Origin of the sequence: Bradyrhizobium sp. B124 (assembly GCF_038967635.1) — a bacterium.
Taxonomy (GTDB): domain Bacteria; phylum Pseudomonadota; class Alphaproteobacteria; order Rhizobiales; family Xanthobacteraceae; genus Bradyrhizobium.
Map to the genome: position 1 here is coordinate 356,720 of NZ_CP152413.1, position 18,028 is coordinate 374,747.

16 protein-coding genes are annotated in these 18,028 nt (G+C 64.1%); 8 read left to right on the forward strand and 8 right to left on the reverse strand.

The genetic code is table 11. The features are described from left to right. Positions 1–47: 47 nt before the first annotated feature. Complete coding sequence (locus AAFG13_RS01505; RefSeq protein WP_342710917.1) at positions 48–1,244, reverse strand: acetyl-CoA C-acyltransferase; 1,197 nt, start codon at positions 1,242–1,244, stop codon at positions 48–50. 1,050 nt (positions 1,245–2,294) lie between these two features. On the opposite strand from AAFG13_RS01505, the gene AAFG13_RS01510 reads away from it, so the two are divergent. Further along, positions 2,295–2,756, forward strand: coding sequence for a hypothetical protein (locus AAFG13_RS01510; protein ID WP_342710918.1), 462 nt, complete (start codon positions 2,295–2,297; stop codon positions 2,754–2,756). Positions 2,757–2,793: 37 nt separating this feature from the next. On the opposite strand, the gene AAFG13_RS01515 is transcribed toward AAFG13_RS01510, so the two are convergent. Beyond that, positions 2,794–2,961 carry a hypothetical protein gene (locus AAFG13_RS01515; RefSeq protein ID WP_342710919.1) on the reverse strand — a complete coding sequence of 56 codons (168 nt, stop codon included), beginning with the start codon at positions 2,959–2,961 and terminating at the stop codon, positions 2,794–2,796. Positions 2,962–3,253: 292 nt separating this feature from the next. On the opposite strand from AAFG13_RS01515, the gene AAFG13_RS01520 reads away from it, so the two are divergent. Beyond that, positions 3,254–4,516 carry an MFS transporter gene (locus AAFG13_RS01520; RefSeq protein ID WP_212318009.1) on the forward strand — a complete coding sequence of 421 codons (1,263 nt, stop codon included), beginning with the start codon at positions 3,254–3,256 and terminating at the stop codon, positions 4,514–4,516. Positions 4,517–5,013: 497 nt separating this feature from the next. Here AAFG13_RS01520 and AAFG13_RS01525 read toward each other — a convergent pair whose 3' ends face one another. The 3 genes from AAFG13_RS01525 to AAFG13_RS01535 all read right to left on the reverse strand — a co-directional run bounded on the left by AAFG13_RS01525 (position 5,014) and on the right by AAFG13_RS01535 (position 8,944). Continuing rightward, positions 5,014–5,280: a hypothetical protein gene (locus AAFG13_RS01525; RefSeq protein WP_212318007.1), complete on the reverse strand. Its 267-nt coding sequence runs from the start codon at positions 5,278–5,280 to the stop codon at positions 5,014–5,016. A gap of 341 nt (positions 5,281–5,621) precedes the next feature. Beyond that, complete coding sequence (locus AAFG13_RS01530; RefSeq protein WP_342710920.1) at positions 5,622–7,901, reverse strand: FdhF/YdeP family oxidoreductase; 2,280 nt, start codon at positions 7,899–7,901, stop codon at positions 5,622–5,624. Between the two features lie 272 nt (positions 7,902–8,173). Next, positions 8,174–8,944, reverse strand: coding sequence for an enoyl-CoA hydratase (locus AAFG13_RS01535; RefSeq protein ID WP_212318003.1), 771 nt, complete (start codon positions 8,942–8,944; stop codon positions 8,174–8,176). 133 nt (positions 8,945–9,077) lie between these two features. On the opposite strand from AAFG13_RS01535, the gene AAFG13_RS01540 reads away from it, so the two are divergent. Continuing rightward, on the forward strand, positions 9,078–9,617 hold the full coding sequence (locus tag AAFG13_RS01540) for a PaaI family thioesterase (RefSeq protein WP_212318001.1): 540 nt from the start codon (positions 9,078–9,080) through the stop codon (positions 9,615–9,617). Positions 9,618–9,677: 60 nt separating this feature from the next. Further along, positions 9,678–10,286 carry a TetR/AcrR family transcriptional regulator gene (locus AAFG13_RS01545; protein ID WP_342710921.1) on the forward strand — a complete coding sequence of 203 codons (609 nt, stop codon included), beginning with the start codon at positions 9,678–9,680 and terminating at the stop codon, positions 10,284–10,286. A 152-nt stretch (positions 10,287–10,438) separates the two neighbouring features. Here AAFG13_RS01545 and AAFG13_RS01550 read toward each other — a convergent pair whose 3' ends face one another. Beyond that, a complete protein-coding gene (locus AAFG13_RS01550; protein ID WP_212317997.1) occupies positions 10,439–10,951 on the reverse strand; it encodes a ParB N-terminal domain-containing protein in 513 nt (170 codons plus the stop codon). A gap of 196 nt (positions 10,952–11,147) precedes the next feature. After that, positions 11,148–12,719, reverse strand: coding sequence for a winged helix-turn-helix domain-containing protein (locus tag AAFG13_RS01555; RefSeq protein ID WP_342710922.1), 1,572 nt, complete (start codon positions 12,717–12,719; stop codon positions 11,148–11,150). A gap of 170 nt (positions 12,720–12,889) precedes the next feature. Here AAFG13_RS01555 and AAFG13_RS01560 point away from each other — a divergent pair, with 170 nt between their 5' ends. Next, entirely contained in the window at positions 12,890–13,129 is a 240-nt protein-coding gene (locus AAFG13_RS01560; RefSeq protein ID WP_342710923.1) for a DUF1127 domain-containing protein, read from the forward strand. Positions 13,130–13,144: 15 nt separating this feature from the next. Here AAFG13_RS01560 and AAFG13_RS01565 read toward each other — a convergent pair whose 3' ends face one another. After that, positions 13,145–14,059 (reverse strand): LysR family transcriptional regulator, encoded by a 915-nt coding sequence (locus AAFG13_RS01565; protein WP_342710924.1) that lies wholly within the window; start codon positions 14,057–14,059, stop codon positions 13,145–13,147. Between the two features lie 120 nt (positions 14,060–14,179). On the opposite strand from AAFG13_RS01565, the gene AAFG13_RS01570 reads away from it, so the two are divergent. The 3 genes from AAFG13_RS01570 (at position 14,180) to AAFG13_RS01580 (ending at position 18,022) form a co-directional block, all read left to right on the forward strand. Beyond that, entirely contained in the window at positions 14,180–15,676 is a 1,497-nt protein-coding gene (locus AAFG13_RS01570; protein ID WP_212317989.1) for a CoA-acylating methylmalonate-semialdehyde dehydrogenase, read from the forward strand. A 121-nt stretch (positions 15,677–15,797) separates the two neighbouring features. Further along, entirely contained in the window at positions 15,798–16,943 is a 1,146-nt protein-coding gene (locus tag AAFG13_RS01575) for an isobutyryl-CoA dehydrogenase (RefSeq protein WP_342713529.1), read from the forward strand. Continuing rightward, on the forward strand, positions 16,940–18,022 hold the full coding sequence (locus AAFG13_RS01580; protein WP_342710925.1) for an enoyl-CoA hydratase/isomerase family protein: 1,083 nt from the start codon (positions 16,940–16,942) through the stop codon (positions 18,020–18,022). The genes AAFG13_RS01575 and AAFG13_RS01580 overlap by 4 nt, the downstream gene beginning before the upstream one ends. Positions 18,023–18,028: the final 6 nt, after the last annotated feature.

Here is an 18,028-nt window from a genome sequence, read left to right on the forward strand (position 1 = left end):
CCAAAGTTCCCTCGTTTTCGGACTCGGGCGTGGGGCCGTTTTTAAACTTAGTGCGTGACCCGCTCGACGGCGATTGCGGTGGCTTCGCCGCCGCCGATGCACAAGGCGGCGACGCCGCGCTTGAGGTTCTGCGCCTCCAGCGCGTGCAGCAGCGTCACGATCAGCCGCGCGCCGGTGGCGCCGATCGGATGGCCGAGCGCGCAGGCGCCGCCATTGATGTTCAGCCTGTCACGCGGAATTCCGAGGTCGCGCTGCACCGCCATCGCGACCACCGCAAACGCCTCGTTGATCTCGAACAGGTCGACATCGCCGACGCTCCAGCCGACCTTGTCGAGCAGTTTTCTGATCGCCGGGATCGGCGCCGTGGTGAACCATTGCGGCTCCTGGCTGTGGGTGGCATGACCCTTGATCTCGGCCAGCACGGGCAGGCCATCGCGGTCGGCGAGCGAGCGCCGCGCCAGGATCAGCGCCGCGGCGCCGTCGGCGTTGGCCGAGGAGGCGGCCGGCGTGATGGTGCCGTTGGCGCGGAACGCCGGCTTCAGCCCGGGGATCTTTGCCGGATCGACCTTCAGCGGGTGCTCGTCATTGGCGATGATGCGCGGACCGGCCTTCTCGCTAAGCGTGATCGGCGCGATCTCCGCCTTGAAGGCGCCGCCCTCGACCGCCTTGCGGGCGCGGCTCAGCGTCTCCATCGCGAAAGCGTCCTGGTCGGCGCGGGTGAACTGATAGGCTTCCGCGGTGGCCTCGCCGAAATCGCCCATCGAGCGGCCGGTCTCATAGGCGTCCTCGAGCCCGTCCATCATCATGTGGTCGATGATCCGGTCATGGCCGGCACGATAGCCGCCGCGGGCCTTTTGCAGCAGATAGGGCGCGTTGCTCATGCTCTCCATGCCGCCGGACAGCACGATCTCGGCCGAGCCGGCCTTGATGATGTCGTGGGCCAGCATGGTCGCCTTCATGCCGGAGCCGCAGACCTTGTTGACGGTGGTGGCGCCGGTGGCGTCCGGCAGCCCGGCGCCGCGCGCGGCCTGGCGGGCGGGGGCCTGGCCCTGGCCGGCGGGCAGCACGTTGCCCATGAACACCTCGTCGATGCGCTCAGGCGCAAGCTTGGCGCGCTCCAGCGCCGCACCGATCACATGCGAGCCGAGCTTGTGCGCCGCGAGCGGCGTGAGCTCGCCCATGAAGCGGCCGAGCGGGGTGCGGGCGGCGGAGAGGATGACGACGGGATCGGTGCTGGTTGCCATGGCAGGATTCCCTTCAATGCCGGGGATTTGATTGAATTATTCTCATCATATGATGCGCTGCAAAAAATGCAACTCCACGTCCTATGACAAAATGTCGTGTTCGCATGAGTTGGAGGGGCCGGGATGGTTCCGCAATCACCACCGTCGTCCCGGCGAAAGCCGGACCCATAGCCACCGCACTTGATGACGAACGGGATTGTGGCCCCAGCGTCGTGCAGCAAATCCTATTTCGGGTAATGGGTCCTGGCTTTCGCCAGGACGACGATGAGGATGAGGCGCAATTCAAGAGTCGAGCCGGGCGATGACAGTTGAAGATGAGGACGCAGCTTCGCGTTCTCGCGACATGATTTGTCCGAGCTTTGCTTGTCGTTCCGCCGCTCTGAGGACAGAGGGCGCAGGGAAAGCCGGGTGCCGATCGCACCCATGGGCCCCGAGCAATGGGTAGGAAGCTCGGGGGTAGGACCACAGGTGTAACCGGAGCAATCCGGCTTTCCCTGCGCGATGGCTTACGGCTTACTTCGTGCTCTCCCCGGCGAGACTGGGCTTGTTTGTCACCGCCATCGCAAAACGCTTTCGCGCTCTACGAGAGGACACCTGCCGCTAGGGCGTCAGGACCACACGACTTCACCGTCCGTCTCATGCGCACTCGTCAGTTGCGCAATCAGCGTCCACCGCATCCCACGCCGCGTTCGTGACGACCGCGAAGCGCCCCTCGATCGGGTGAGATGAGCGAACCATACACTGAGTTGCAATTCGGATAAAGCGAAATATTTTTGCCGCGGGGGCTTGCGCCGTCGGGCAACTCAGTGGCAGGGGCCGCGCTTCCATCCACCTGTCATTCCGGGGCTCGCGAAGCGAGAACCCGGAATCCATTCCACCACCAGCATGCGGCGCAATGGATTCCGGGCTCTCGCTTCGCGAGCCCCGGAATGACGAGTTGAGAGATCGGTGCGAAGCTGGTTACCAACAATCCGAGGAGTTGATGCAAGCTCCTAAGCACTTGAACACGCAAGCCGGTCTAGAAGGAGTTGCATTGACCCAGGAACGCCCATGACCACGCTTCGTATCCACGACGGCTGCAACGGCGCTCTGGCGCTCGATCTTCGCGATCTGATTAATCTGCTTGCTCCGCGCTCGCTCGAAGCCAGCTGGACGGTTTCGCCGGTCGTGCTGCATGATCCGGCGCTAGACCATTCCTTTGATGAATTCATGATCGCGGGGCGGGGCGCGCCGGGAGAGGATTTGCTCGAGAAGTTCGCAGCCGGTGGTTCGCCTGTCAGTGGTGCGCTGCTTTCAAAAGCCGCACACGAAACAACTCAAGTGATCTGGGGGCAGTTTGTTGGCACCCTTCCAGGGAAGAGCGACACATGGATTATGATCCGTGCGATCGACAGCACGTTCTTTGAGGTTACGTCCTCTGATGGAGCGGTCCTCAATGCAATCCGCTCGGTTTACAAAGACGTACAGATGGCTTCCGGCCCGGTCACGTCAATTCCGATTGCGCCAGCCTGATGGGGTGCCGGCCCATCTGTTCGCTGGCGCTGCAGGCCTAGTCCGACCGCCACGCGCCGAGCAAGAACCGCCGCTTCGGTGTCGAGCCTGCCTGCTTCTGCACGTCGGGCAGGTCGACGGCGTAACGCTTCATCAGCAGCTTGATTGCCATCCCGATGATCACAAACGGCGTCACGTAGATTGCGAAAACTTCGAAGGCGTTCATGGCGTCCTCCGCGGTTTCGGAGCAGGCATGCTAGCACAATCGCCGGGCGGAGGGGGACGGCGATCCGGGGTGCGCGCCGGACGAAATCGGGCGGGCAGTGCAACACGCTGCCGCTGATGCCGTCGCGCATGGCCGCATGCGGCGGCTTCGATCGACAGCGGCGGGCTCGGCGCTACGCTCTCGGAAGAGGACGTTTTCTCAAGAGAATCAACGGCCGAAGCAAGACCCAGAAGCAAAGACCCAGAAGAACCAAGAAAAGGGCAGGACACGCCGTGACACGCGTCATCGCGTCTTGAGCGGGACCACGCGGACTTCCGCGCTCGCGCCATTTCGCATCCGCAGCTATCGCTTTCAATGGCCGTCCGACCTGCTCACCTCCTGGGCGTTCGAGGTCGAGACGCTGGTGCTCGGCTGGTACATCATGGTCGAGACCGGCTCGGTGCTGCTGCTGACCGTGATGGCCTCGTTGCAATATGTCGGAACGCTGGTCGCGCCCGTCGTCGGCATGATCGGCGACCGCATGGGGCATCGCGATCTGCTCGCCGTGATGCGCTTTGCCTATACCGCGCTCGCCGGGACCATCATGATTCTGGCGCTGACGGGCCACCTGGCGCCGCTGAATGTCATGATCATCGTCGCGCTGATGGGCGTGATCCGTCCGTCGGACCTCGGCGTGCGCGGCGCGCTGCTCGCCGACATCATGCCGCCGGCGCAGCTGGTCGGCGCCATCAGCCTGGCGCGCACGACGCAGGACTCGGCGCGAATCGCCGGCGCACTGAGCGGAGCGGGATTGTTCGCCGCGCTCGGCATCGGCTATGTCTATGTCGGGATCGCGAGCTTCTATTTCGTTGCCGCGATCCTGATGCTCTGCATGGGCCGTCCGGCCCAAGTGCACGGCGCGGCCGATCAATCGGCAAACGACTTGCCCGGTTCGGCGCTGCTGCGCGACCTCAAGGAGGGCATCGTCTATGCCTGGAGCGGTCCCGGCATGCGCGCGGCGCTCTGCGTCGCGTTCCTTGCCAACCTCACCGCGTTTCCGCTCACCAACGGCCTGCTGCCCTATGTCGCGCGCGACATCTTCCATACCGACCAGACCGGGCTCGGCTATCTCTCCGCGAGTTTTGCATTCGGCTCGCTGATCGGCTCGATCACGCTCAGCATGGCCGGCGGCGTGCGCATCGCACGGCTTTTGATCGGCGCGACGCTCGCCTGGTATGCGATGCTTCTGGTGTTCGTCGAGCTCAGGACCATGCCGGTGGCGATGGCCTGTCTGGTGCTGGCCGGGATCGCGCAGAGCATGTCGATGATCTCGGCCGCCGTTATGCTGATGCGCAATGCCAGCGCGCATCTGCGCGGCCGCGTGATGGGCGTGCGCATGATGGTGATCTACGGCCTGCCGCTCGGCCTGCTCGCGGCCGGCAGCCTGATCGACCTGATCGGCTACACCGCGACCGGCACGCTGCTGGCGGCGGCGGGCTTCATCGCGATGCTGGCGATCGCGCTGCACTGGCGGGCCGATCTGTGGCCGGTGCATGCGCCGGCGAATGCAAGGTGAGTGAGTAGGCGTAGCCCCGATTTCGCTAGGTAGCCCGGATGAGCGAAGCGATATCCGGGGCGAATGGTCCCGCATGTCGCTGCGCTCATGCGGGCTACAAGCGACGTCATTAGGAAGACTTGCGGGCAGCCTCAAGTTGGCTGCACAGCTCGGAAGCGATCTCAGATTCATCCTGCTCGCGTATCGGGCCAAGCTTGCTCGCGAGCTCCCTTGCGCCTTGGACAGTTGCTCCGGCGGGAGTGAAGACATGAAGATAAGTGTCGTGCCAAGCCGGTCCATTGATAAGCACGGACCAGCGCCACTGATCATCGTGGCAAATTCCGAAGATGCGCCGTCCGTTGATCGGGTGCGTGACGCATAGTGGCCCTTCCCACCATGTTTCCTCTTGCACAGCACAGTCCCTCTGTTGGCATCAGGTTATCATGCCACATTCCGTATCCGGGTCGAGTGGTCCCGCATGTCGCTGTGCTCATGCGGGCTACGTTCTTGCATCCAAGCTACGAGGCCGCCGCCGTCAGGCGATCGCGCATGCGATCGACCGCCTCTGAGAATCGCCCAAACTCCTCCCTGGTGAACGCGACATACTGGGAATTTCCGCCGCTCAGTTCTGCAAGCACGACGTAGTACTCGCCAGATCCACTCTCTTGTTTGAGACGCAGGGACATCGTCGTGAAGCCGCCATTGGCTCGCGTTTCCATCTGCTCAACGACTTCTCCGGTTACGACCCTCTTGATCGACTTGAAGGCGGCAAAGAGCGATCCCATTTCGAGCATTCCAGATTGGTTGTCTGGGCGGAAGTATAGCTAATGTAGTAAGCAAGCGTAGCCCGAATTTCACCGCGCTCCGCGGGCTATAAGCGACCACGTAGCACAGAAGCGATGATCTCCCGCAAAGACATCATCAAGTACGTCATCTGGGTAAGCTTTGTTCTGACCCTGATCGCATTTTGCGTGACGTTCCTTGCACCGCGTGCAAGCCACTCCCAGACTGCGACAGCGCTCAAATTAATTGCGGCCGGCGTAGCCCGCATGAGCGAAGCGATATCCGGGGCCGCTGGTCCCGCATGTCGCTGCGCTCATGCGGGCTACGTCCTGCGATACGGTCGCTACGCCGCCTGAGCCGCTCGCCTGATATGCACCGGCACCGACTTGTACGACGGCGTGCCGCTTTCCTTGTCCTGGTAATCCAGCGGCACGAGGCCGTTGGCTTCCGGATAGTAGGCGGCGACCGAGCCGCGGGCGATGTCGTAGACGATCGCGGTCAGGGTGAGGCGGCGCGGCGCGCCAGAGGGCAGCGCGGTCTCGATCTCGACGAGATCGCCATGGGCCAGGCCGCGCGCGGTGAGGTCCGCCTCGTTGGCGAACAGCACGTCGCGCCGCCCGAACACGCCGCGATAGCGGTCGTTCAATCCATAGATCGTGGTGTTGTACTGATCGTGGCTGCGGATGGTGGCGAGCTTGAGGATGGTTTCATCGGTCAGCACCGGGTCCTCTTCGAGGCCGTCGAAGATCAGGAATTCGGCCTTGCCTGATGGCGTCGTCCATTTGCGCTCGGTCGGCGGCAGCGGCAGGCGGAAGCCGCCGGGAATCCGGATCCGCGCGTTGTAATCCTTGAAGTCGGGGAACACGCCCTCGATGGCGTCGCGGATGCGGTCGTAATCGGCGATCAGCTCAAGCCACGGCACCTTGCTCGCCGGCAAGGTCGCCATCGCCATGCCGGCAACGATGGCCGATTCCGAAAGCAGGTTTTCGGAGGCCGGGGTCAGCTTGCCGCGCGAGGCGTGCACCATCGACATCGAATCCTCGACCGTGACGACCTGCGGCCCCGAGGCCTGGATGTCGCGCTCGGTGCGGCCGAGCACCGGCAGGATGATCGATTGCTTGCCGACCAGGAGATGCGAGCGGTTGAGCTTGGTGCCGAGATGCACCGCAAGCTCGAGCTTGCGCATGCCGGCCGCGCAACGCTCGGGATCGGGCAGCGCGATGGCGAAATTGCCGCCGAGGCAGATCAGGACCTTGGACCGGCCGTCGTCGATCGCCTCCATCGCCGCGACCGCGTCATGGCCGTGATGGCGCGGCGGCTTGAAGCCGAAGGTGCGCTCGATGCCCTCGAACATCGGGATGTTGGGCTTCTCGGTGATGCCGACGGTGCGGTTGCCCTGCACGTTGGAGTGGCCGCGCAGCGGGCAGATGCCGGCGCCGGGCTTGCCGTAATTGCCCTTCAGCAGCAGCAGGTTTGCGATCTGTTGGACATTGTCGGTGCCGCGGCTGTGCTGGGTGATGCCCATGCCGTAGGTGATGATGGTGGCATTGGATTTGGCATAGGCGGCGGCGACCTCGCCGAGTTGGGCGCGGCTGAAACCGGAGACGGTCTCGATCGCCTGCCACGACGTGGCACGCAGGTCGGCGGCGAACGCGGCAAAGCCGTTGGTGTGCTCGGCGATGAAGGCATGATCGAGCACGTCGTGTGTTGCGTCATCCTTCTCGATCAGTGCCTTCATGACGCCTTTCAGCACCGCGGCGTCGGCGCCGACCTTGGGCTGATAATAGGTCGAGGCGATCCGCGTCGAGCCAAGGGTCGCCATCTCGATCGGGTCCTGCGGATCGGCAAAGCGCTCCAGCGCGCGCTCGCGCAGTGGATTGAACACGATGATCGGCACGCCGCGGCGCGAGACCTCCCACAGGGTGCCCATCATGCGCGGATGGTTGGTGCCGGGGTTGTGGCCCATCGCGATGATCAGCTCGCAATGGTCGAAATCGTCCAGCGACACCGTGCCCTTGCCGATGCCGATCGATTGCGGCAGCCCGACACTGGTCGCCTCGTGGCACATGTTCGAGCAGTCGGGGAAGTTGTTCGTGCCATACTCGCGCGCGAAGATCTGGAACAGGAACGCAGCCTCGTTCGAGGCGCGGCCCGAGGTGTAGAACTCGGCCATGTTAGGATCGGGCAGGCTGCGCAGGCTCGCGCCGATCCGCGCAAAGGCGTTATCCCAGCTGATCGGCTGGTAGGTGTCGCTTGCGGCGTCATAGGCGAGCGGCTCGGTCAGCCGGCCCTCGTTCTCCAGATGGAAATCGCTCCAGGTCAGCAGCTCGGTGACGGTATGGTCGGCGAAGAATTGAGGCGTGACGCGCTTGCTGGTCGCCTCCCAGGTCACGGCCTTGGCGCCGTTCTCGCAGAACTGGAAAGTGGAGGTGTGCTCCTTGTCCGGCCAGGCGCAGCCCGGACAGTCGAAGCCGTCCGGCTTGTTGGTGCGCAGCAGCGTGATCGGCGCCTCGACCAGGTCCATCTGGTCGCGAACCGCGATCGCCGTGGCCTTGAGGGCGCCCCAGCCGCCAGCCGGAGCATCATAGGGTCGGATACCGGGAACGTCGCGCTTTTGGACCATATGTCCTCCTGCAGCTCTTGAGTTCTGACCTCGTGCGTCTGTCCCGAAAATGATTGTTGTTTGGTCGCAGACTGGCGACGGCGTTCCGATCGACGTTCTCGATCCGGTGCGTCTGTCTCCCGACGGAGGTTAGACTAATCGGCTGAAGCCTGTGGTCAACAGTCTGTCAGGTTGCCGTCGTAGCCCGGATGGAGCGAAGCGCAATCCGGGGCAATTCGTCCCGCGGATGACGTGCCCCGGATTTCGCTGCGCTTCATCCGGGCTACAGGCGCCTACCGCTTGCGATCCAGAAACCCCTGCAACAGGCGCTGCGGCTCGCCGGTCTGGAAGGATTTTCCGAACACGCCGACGCTCAGATTCACCGACTCGGTCAGCGGCAGCTCTTCCCATTGCCGCAGCAGGTCCTTCTGGATCCGCAGCGCTTCGGGGCCGCATTCCAGCAGCGCCTTCACGGTGTGCTCGACGGCCTCATCGAGGCCGCCGGGTTTTGCCACGGTGTCGACCAGGCCCCAGGCGAGCGCGGTTTGGGCGTCGATGTTCTCCGCTGTCATCATCAGCCAGCGGGCGCGGCCCCAACCGATCAGGCGCGGCAGCAAAGCGGCATGAATCACCGAGGGGATGCCGACGCGCACCTCGGGCATGCCGAACATCGCGTCATGCGCGGCGACGCGGACGTCGCAGGCGGCCGCGACCTCAAGGCCGCCGCCGAGGCACCAGCCGGGCAGGCGGGCGATGACAGGCGCGGGGAATTTGCGCACGGCCTCGCAGAGATCGCGCAGGCGGCTGATGAACGCTTCGGCTGACGTCTGGTCGAGCTTCGCCATCTCCTTGATGTCGGCGCCGCCGATCATGCTGCGCTCGCTTTCGCCGGCCAGGATCACGGCGCGGATGGTCGGATCGGCGGCGAGGTGCTCAAAGCCTTCGCGCACGCCGTTGGTCACGGCCGAGCTGACGATGTTCAGCTTGCCGGCGTTGCAGATCGTGAGGCGGACGACGCCTCTGCTGTCGCGGTCGATGCCGCAGTGGGGATTGAGCATGTCCATGGAAAAAGTCCCGGCGCAGGAATTGATCGCGCCATGTCCCGGACAAAGCCTGTCTCTGTCAAGACACTGGCCGGCAGTTGCGCCGGGGGACGCGGATATATAGAATTATACGTATCATATAAATGGAGCCGTCATGACCGCCGCCGAGACACCAGACCTGCATTCGCCCGAACTGACGCGCACGCGCGTGGTGGAATGGCAGGCGCCCGGGCCGATCGCCAGGGCGGCGATGCCGATGTCCGGGATCGAGGCGATGCGCGCGATTCGCGACGGCCGTTTGCCGCCGCCGCCGATGGCAAAACTGATCGGCTTCCGCATGGCGGTTGTCGACGAAGGGCGGATCGTGATGGAACTCGAGCCGCATGAGAGCCTGGAAAACACCATCGGCCTCTTGCACGGCGCGACCGCCGCGGCGCTGCTCGATACCGCGATGGGCTGCGCGATCTCGACCCTGCTGCCGGCCGGGCAGACGTCGGTGACATTGGACCTCAAGCTGACCTATCTGCGCCCGCTCTCGGCGCGCTCGGGAACCATCTCGGCCGAGGGCAAGGTGATCAAGCTCGGCCGCCAGACCAGCTACACCGAAGGTTTTGTCCGCGACGGCAAGGGCAATCTTGCGGTGCACGCGACCGCGACGTTTTCCATGCTGGGCGGGGAACCAAAAGCGAAATAACTGCAGCATTCCGGACGCAAATCTGTTATTGTATGATTAGAAACATTCCATGAGAGCGGCATGCGCTATTCGAAAGAACACAAGCAGGAGACCCACGCGCGGATCGTGAAGAAGGCCGCGACGCGGCTGCGCGAGAAGGGCGCCCATGGCATCGGCGTCGCCGACCTGATGAAGGACGCCGGCCTGACCCATGGTGGCTTCTACGCGCATTTCGACTCGCGCGAGGCACTGGTGATCGAGGCCTTCAACTACGCCATGGACCGCGCCAATGAGCGCTGGCGCAAGGTCACGGCGGAGGTGCCGCCGGAGAAGCGGCTTGCGACCATCGTCGACGGCTACCTGTCGGCGGTGCATCGCGACGACCCCGGGCAGGGCTGCGCGGTGCCGGCGCTCGGCGCCGAGATCGCCCGCGAAAGCCTGAAGACCCGCAAGGCCTTTGCGCTCAAGCTCGACCAGATGATCGACATGATCACCGACCAGATCCAGGACATGCCGCGCAAGACCGCGCGCAAGCACGCGATGGCCACGCTCGCGACCATGCTGGGCACCATCGTGATGTCGCGGATCGCAGGCAACGGCGAAATGTCCGACGAGATCCTGAGCGCGGGCCGCGAGGCGGTGCTCGGCCGGGCGGCGGTGACGAAGAAGCCGCGTGCGAGAGCGAATTAGGCGAGTTCCTGCGACGAGGCGCCGGATCTCCCGGTTTGGTTTTCGTCGGCAACGAAGGCATGAGGCACCCTTGGGAAGGCCTCAGCCCTGCGAGGCTTCCGGAGTGATGGCCCTTCGCATACTCCCACTGACCTTGATGGCCGAGGCGGTAATCAATAACGACCACCATCGCGCTTTTGCTGTGTGAGCCATTCCGACAGCGTCCTCGTTTTTGATCGTGGATCGCCCGACGACCCTCGTCTGATACTGGTTCCGGAGCGATCCGACCGAAGCTTGGCTGATTCGGTTTCCACGATCGCGTCTGCGGAAGCCGACGATCTCTCGGCAGCTTCTCTCTCGAGGCGCAGCTTCTTCAATCGCGCCATTTTGTCCCGCTCGGCCTCTGTCTCAGCTCCGTCGGACAACAGCGTCTTGTGGTGAGCAGTCTCTGCTGAACCCCGGACTCCGATGACGGTTGTCTCGCCAAGCGCCTTGCAGGCCTCGAGCCGATGTAACCCCTCGAGCAAAACGAGGCGGCCCTCATCAGGCCGAACGAGAATGGGGACTTGTTGCCCAACCTCCAAAATACTCGCCGCGATTTCTTGAACGAGCTCAGGCCTGAGCGTTTTCCGTTTCTTAACGGGCACGTAAATCTGATCGATCGGAAGATTTTCCGGGTCGGGCACAGTGTTACTCCCTACTCAGGATCCGTCCAAAATGCGGTATAAGGATGAAGCGCTACACCGCCAAGGCATTTCTCAAACTGAGCTCGAGGGCCAGCGCTAGTCAGGTCGCCCCGGCAAACAGCGCGCGCTCGGCTTCCACCGTCTCGTAGACACAGTCCGCCACGGCGCTGCTACGGGGCGGGCCGCGAACTGGCGATCAGTCCGGAAGCCCCGCTTCGCGAAGGCCCTTGGCAAAAAGCGCAAGATGCTCTGCCCGGCGGAATGGGGCCAGATCCCCCAGATTGGAGATGCGCAAATCGGGATTGCGTTCGCGTACGCGTGCGATGCCTTCCCGTGCTCGCTCGAGGCGTCCAGTGAACGCATTGCTGGCCGCGAACATGCAGATTGCCAGCAGGAAATCCGGATTGTCGCGCAGCGCTTTCTCGGCCGATGACAGCGCCATGTCGTAACGGCCCGAGAGAAAGTGAGCATAGGACACGGCTGCGTGCATTGTGTGCATCGCCGGATCGAGCGGGCTCAGGCGCATGGCGCGCGCAGCGTAGTCAAGCGCGAGGTCGGGCTCGCCTCCAAAAGCTCTCACCCAGGCACCAAGATTCCAGGCTTGCGCCAGGTTCGGATTGATCGCCAGTCCGCGATCGACGAATGCGATAGCATCGTCGAACTCATGGGCGATAAAGGCGAGCACGTAGGCACCCATGCACATCGCTGCCGGGTCATCTGCTCCCAGATGCACTGCTTTCCGGCCGAGCCGCGTAGCTTCGGCCGATTCCTGGACAGTATCGATCATCCAGCGGCGTGCCTTGCGTTGGATGTAGCACCACCCGGCCATGCCATAAGCGCACGCCAGACCGGGGTCGAGCTCGATCGCCTTGCGAAAGAGCAGGAGCGCTTCGTTGTTGGTTTCTCTGGTCCATCGACGAACGCGCGCCAGGCCACGCAGGTAATAGTCGTATGCATCCAGATTCTCGGTTGGCTTGCGCCTGGCCCGCTTGATTTCCTCGCGTTGCAGCATGGGCGCGATTGCGCCGACGACGGTCGAGGTCACCTGGTCCTGCAGATCGAAGACATCTTCGAGCGCACCATCAAAGCGGTCAGCCCAGAGATGTGCGCCGGTCTCGGCATCGATGAGCTGGCCGGCGATGCGAATGCGATTTCCGGCCTTGCGCACGCTCCCTTCGAGGACATAGCGCACCGCGAGTTCGCGGCCAACCTGTTTGACGTCCACGGACCGGCCCTTGTAGGTGAAACTCGAATTGCGCGCGATCACGAGCAGCCAGCGAAACCGCGACAATGCCATCGTGATGTCCTCCACGATGCCGTCGGCGAAGTACTCCTGCTCCGGGTCGGCACTGAGGTTCTGGAACGGCAGCACGGCAATGGATGGCTTGTCGGGAAGCTTGGGGAGCGCCTGCGGTGGTTCGGCCGGGGCGCCGGCCGTCGCCGCGCCTGCCGGCGCGTGCTCCTCGCGGACCGCACCGACGAACCGGAAGCCTCTGCGCGGCAGGGTCTTGATGAGGCGCTGCTCATCGCCGGAATCGCCGATTGCGCTGCGCGCGGCGTTGAGGCGCGTGGTCAGGGCTGCGTCCGACACGCTGCGTCCGTTCCAGATGGCGTCGATGACGTTGTCCTTGCTGACGACGCGCTCCCGGTTGCGGATCAGGAAGTCGAGCAGGTCGAATACCTGTGGCGCGACGGCGACCATGTCCGTTCCGCGATGCAACTCGCGGCGGCCCGTGTCGAGTGCGTACTCCTCAAAGAGATAGCGCAAGCTGCGAATCCCTTGGGTGTGCCTCCGACGATCGTCGTGAGGCGCCTTGGCACCGCTTGGAGTGCCAAGAATAAGCCGCTGGTGAGGAAAATGTAAGCAGCGTGTTAAGCGCGCGCGTTCATGCCGCGGCACCTTGTCTGGGTGGATGAACGTATCCTGGAGGTGCTGCAATGAGCACGATCTACGGTCCAACGAGTTCAGCCCAGGCGGTCGCATCGACGCCGCGGATATTCAGTGCTTTCAAGGGCTTTTGGGATGCAGTTCAGGAATGGCGCAAATGGGAGCGGCTTCGTTCCGATCTCTGCAGCCTGAGTGATCGGGAGCTAATGGACATCGGGATCTCGCGTGGTGAGGTCGACTATGTAGCATCGAACCGGGATACGGACCCGCGAGGCATTCGATCCGTCTGACGATGTCGGTGAGCCCTACGCCCCGCTGAACAGCGCGCGCTCGGCCTCCACGGTCTCGTAGATGTAGTCCGCCACGGCGCGGATGCGGGCGAGGTCCTTGCTGTCGGCGTGCATCAGGAGCCAGAAGGTGCGCGAGATCCGCACCTCGTCGCGCAGCACCGGCTGCAACTCAGGGTGGGCGGACGCCATGAAGTGCGGCAGCACGGCGATGCCGAAGCCGGCGATGGTGGCGTTGAGCTGTGCGATCAGGTTGGCGCTGCGGAATTTGGCCGAGATCTTCGGCGAGACCAGCGGCAGATAGTCCAGTTCCGGCGTGAACAGCAGTTCCTCGATGTAGCCGACGAAGCGGTGCTTCGGCAGGTCGGCACGCGCGGCGATCTTTGGCGCCTGCGCCAGATAGCCGGGTGCGGCATAAAGCCCGAGCGTGTAGTCGAGCAGTTTGCGGCCGACGATGCGGCCCTCCTTCGGCATGGTCAGGCTGATCGCGATATCGGCCTCGCGCTTGGAGAGCGAGAACAGCCGCGCGGTGGCGACGAGCTGCAGATCGAGATCGGGATACCGCTCGGTGAACTTGACCAGCCGCGAGGCCAGGAAATGGCTGCCGAAGCCGTCGGGCGCGCCGATCCGCACCGTGCCGGTGAGATGCGCGCGCGAGCCGCCGACCGCCTCCTGGTTGGCGACGATGGTCGATTCCATCGCCTCGGCGCTGTCCGCGACGCGCTGGCCGGCCTCGGTCAGCAGGTAGCCGGTCTTGCGGCGATCAAACAGTTTTGCGGAGAGGTGGCGCTCCAGCCGGTCGACACGCCGGATCACTGTGGCATGATCGACGCCGAGCTGCTTGGCGGCAGCCGACACCGACCCGCCGCGCACGATGGACAGCACGAAACGGAAGTCGTCCCAGTCGATCGTGTCGCCGCCTTGATCCTGCATTTCCGCACATCTAAGGTGCAATTTATCGGACTTGAATCCTATAAAATGCAGGGTCATTAGGGTTTGTAAAGCGATCTCGCCGCGAGGAGCGGCGATTCACGTCTCCAAGGGAGGATATTCATGCGCTCGATCGGACATTTCATCGGTGGCAAGGAGGTCAAGGGCACCTCGGGGCGTACAGCGGACGTCTTCGAGCCGATGACCGGTGACGTCCAGGCCAAGGTGGCGCTGGCCTCCAAGGCCGAAGTTCGCGCCGCGGTTGAGAACGCCCGCGCGGCGCAGGGTGAATGGGCCGCCACCAACCCGCAGCGCCGCGCCCGCGTGATGATGAAATTCGTCGAGCTGGTGCAGCGCGACTATGACAAGCTCGCCGAGCTTTTGGCGCGCGAGCACGGCAAGACCGTTCCCGACGCCAAGGGCGACATCCAGCGCGGCCTCGAGGTCGCCGAGTTCGCCTGCGGCATCCCGCATCTGATGAAGGGCGAATACACCGAAGGCGCCGGCCCCGGCATCGACATCTATTCGATGCGGCAGCCGCTCGGCGTTGTCGCCGGCATCACCCCGTTCAACTTCCCGGCGATGATCCCGATGTGGAAGTTCGCGCCCGCGATCGCCTGCGGCAATGCCTTCATCCTCAAGCCGTCGGAGCGCGATCCGGGTGTGCCGATGATGCTTGCCGAACTGATGATCGAAGCGGGCCTGCCGGCCGGCATCCTCAACGTCGTCAACGGTGACAAGGAAGCGGTCGACGCCATCCTCGACGATCCCGACGTCAAGGCGATCGGCTTCGTCGGCTCGACCCCGATCGCGCAGTACATCTACGAGCGCGCCGCGCAGACCGGCAAGCGCTGCCAGTGCTTCGGCGGCGCCAAGAACCACGCCATCATCATGCCGGACGCCGACATGGACCAGGCGGTCGACGCGCTGATCGGCGCCGGCTACGGCTCGGCCGGCGAGCGCTGCATGGCGGTGTCGGTCGCGGTGCCCGTCGGCAAGACCACTGCCGACCGGCTGATGGAAAAGCTGATCCCGCGTGTCGAATCGCTCAAGATCGGCACCTCGGTCGATCCGTCGGCCGACTACGGTCCGCTGGTGACCCGCGAGGCGGTCGAGAAGGTCAAGAGCTACATCGACATCGGCGTCAAGGAAGGCGCGACGCTCGCGGTCGACGGCCGCGGCTTCAAGATGCAGGGCTACGAGAACGGCTTCTATCTCGGCGGTTCGCTGTTCGACAACGTCACCAAGGACATGCGGATCTACAAGGAAGAAATCTTCGGCCCGGTGCTCTCGGTGGTGCGCGCCAAGGACTATCACGAGGCGCTGGCGCTGCCGTCCGACCACGACTACGGCAACGGCGTTGCGATCTTCACCCGCGACGGCGACGCGGCGCGCGATTTCGCGGCCAAGGTCAATGTCGGCATGGTCGGCGTCAACGTGCCGATCCCGGTGCCGATCGCCTATTACACCTTCGGCGGCTGGAAGAAGTCCGGCTTCGGCGATCTCAACCAGCACGGTCCGGACTCGGTACGCTTCTACACCAAGACCAAGACGGTGACCTCGCGCTGGCCGTCCGGCGTCAAGGACGGCGCGGAGTTCTCGATCCCGACGATGAAGTGATTTCCTCAACCGTCATTGCGAGGAGCGCAGCGACGAAGCAATCCATTCTTTCCCGGTGCGGAGACGTGGATTGCTTCGCTTCGCTCGCAATGACGAGGAGGTAGCAATGGCAGGCGGCGAGATGCAGTTCGCTCTCAACGAGGACCAGATCGCAGTTCGCGACATGGCGCGAGCGTTTGCGGCGGAGAAGATCGCGCCGCACGCGCTCGAATGGGACGAGAAGAAGCACTTTCCGGTCGACGTGATGCGCGAGGCCGCTGGCCTCGGCATCGGCGGCATCTACATCAAGGACGATGTCGGCGGCTCGGCGATGACGCGGTTCGACGCCGCGCTGATCTTCGAGGCCTTGGCGACGGGCTGCCCGACCACGTCGGCCTTCATCTCGATCCACAACATGGCGTCCTGGATGATCGATGCCTATGGCAACGACACCCAGCGCCACAGATGGCTGCCGAAGCTCTGCACCATGGAGCTGCTCGCCAGCTACTGCCTCACCGAGCCGGGCGCCGGCTCCGACGCCGCTGCGCTGCGCACCCGCGCGGTGCGCGACGGCGATCATTACATCCTCAACGGCCAGAAGCAGTTCATCTCCGGCGCCGGCAGCACCGACCTGCTGGTGGTGATGGTGCGCACCGGCGGCGACGGCCCCGGCGGCGTCTCGACGATCGTCGTCGACGGCAAGACGCCGGGCGTGTCGTTCGGCGCCAATGAGCGCAAGATGGGCTGGAATGCGCAGCCGACCCGCGCGGTCGTATTCGAGAACGCGCGCGTGCCGGTCGAAAACCGGCTCGGCGAGGAGGGCATCGGCTTCAAGATCGCGATGGCCGGCCTCGATGGCGGCCGTCTCAACATCGCAGCGTGCTCGCTCGGCGGTGCGCAGACGGCGCTCGACAAGGCGCTGGCCTACATGAAGGACCGCAAGGCGTTTGGAAAGCGGCTCGACGAGTTCCAGGCGCTGCAGTTCAAGATCGCCGACATGGCGACCGAGCTGGAAGCCGCACGCACTTTTCTGTGGCGCGCAGCCGCGGCGCTCGACCGCAAGGATGCTGACGCGTCCATGCTGTGCGCGATGGCGAAACGGTTCGGCACCGATGTCGGCTTCGAGGTCGCCAACCAGGCGCTGCAATTGCATGGCGGCTACGGCTACCTCAGCGAATACGGAGTCGAGAAGATCGTGCGCGATCTGCGCGTGCATCAGATCCTCGAAGGCACCAATGAAATCATGCGGCTGATCGTGTCGCGCAAGTTGATTGAGGGCGCGCGATGAATGATGTGGCCGCTGCCGAAGGCGACCTGATTGCGCGCAAGGAAGGGGCGGCCGGCATCATCCGGCTCAACCGGCCGAAGGCGATCAATGCCGTGACATTGGAGATGTTTCACGACATCGACAGGGCGCTCGACGCGTTCGAGGCCGATCCTGATGTCGCGGTCATCGTGCTGGAAGGGGCCGGCGAGCGCGGCCTGTGTGCCGGCGGCGATATCCGCGCGCTCTGGGAAAGCTCGAAGGTCAAGGGCGACCTCGGCAAGATCCTGTGGCGCGACGAGTACATCCTCAACGCGCGGATCAAGCATTTCCCAAAACCCTATGTCGCCTTCATGGACGGCATCGTGATGGGCGGCGGCGTCGGCCTGTCGGCGCACAGCCGGCACCGCGTGGTGACCGAGCGAACCAAGCTGGCGATGCCCGAAGTCGGGCTCGGCTTCTTCCCCGATGTCGGCGGCACCTATCTGCTGTCGCGTTCGCCCGGCGAGGTCGGCACCTATTTTGGTCTCACCGGCACCACCATGAACGGCCCTGATGCGATCTATGCGAAGTTTGCCGATGCGGTGGTGCCGAGCGCCAAGCTCCCGGCGCTGCGGGAGGCGCTGACCAGGGTTGCGCCGGGCACCAACTCGGCCGCGATCGACAGCCTGATCCGCGGCTTTGCCACCGGCGAAAAATCCGGCCCCGTGGCCGCGATGCAGGCCAGGATCGACGGCTGGTTTGCGCGCGGACGGATGGAAGACATCCTTGATGCGCTGAAAGCCGATGGCTCAGAGCTGGCACAGGCCACACTGAAGACACTCGGCGAGAAATCGCCGCGCGGCATGGTGGTGACGCTGAAGCTTCTGCGGCTGGCGCGGGCGACCGAGACGCTGGAGGAGTGCCTGGTGCGCGAATATCGCGCGGCGCTCGAGGTGTTCGCCAGCGACGATTTCCGCGAGGGCGTGCGCGCCGCCGTGATCGACAAGGACCGCGATCCGAAATGGCAGCCCGCCCGGATCGAGGACGTGACGCCGGAGATGCTGGCGCCTTACTTCGCCGAGATCGGCGCCGACGAATTGAAATTTCCCGACAGCAAATAGAAACGT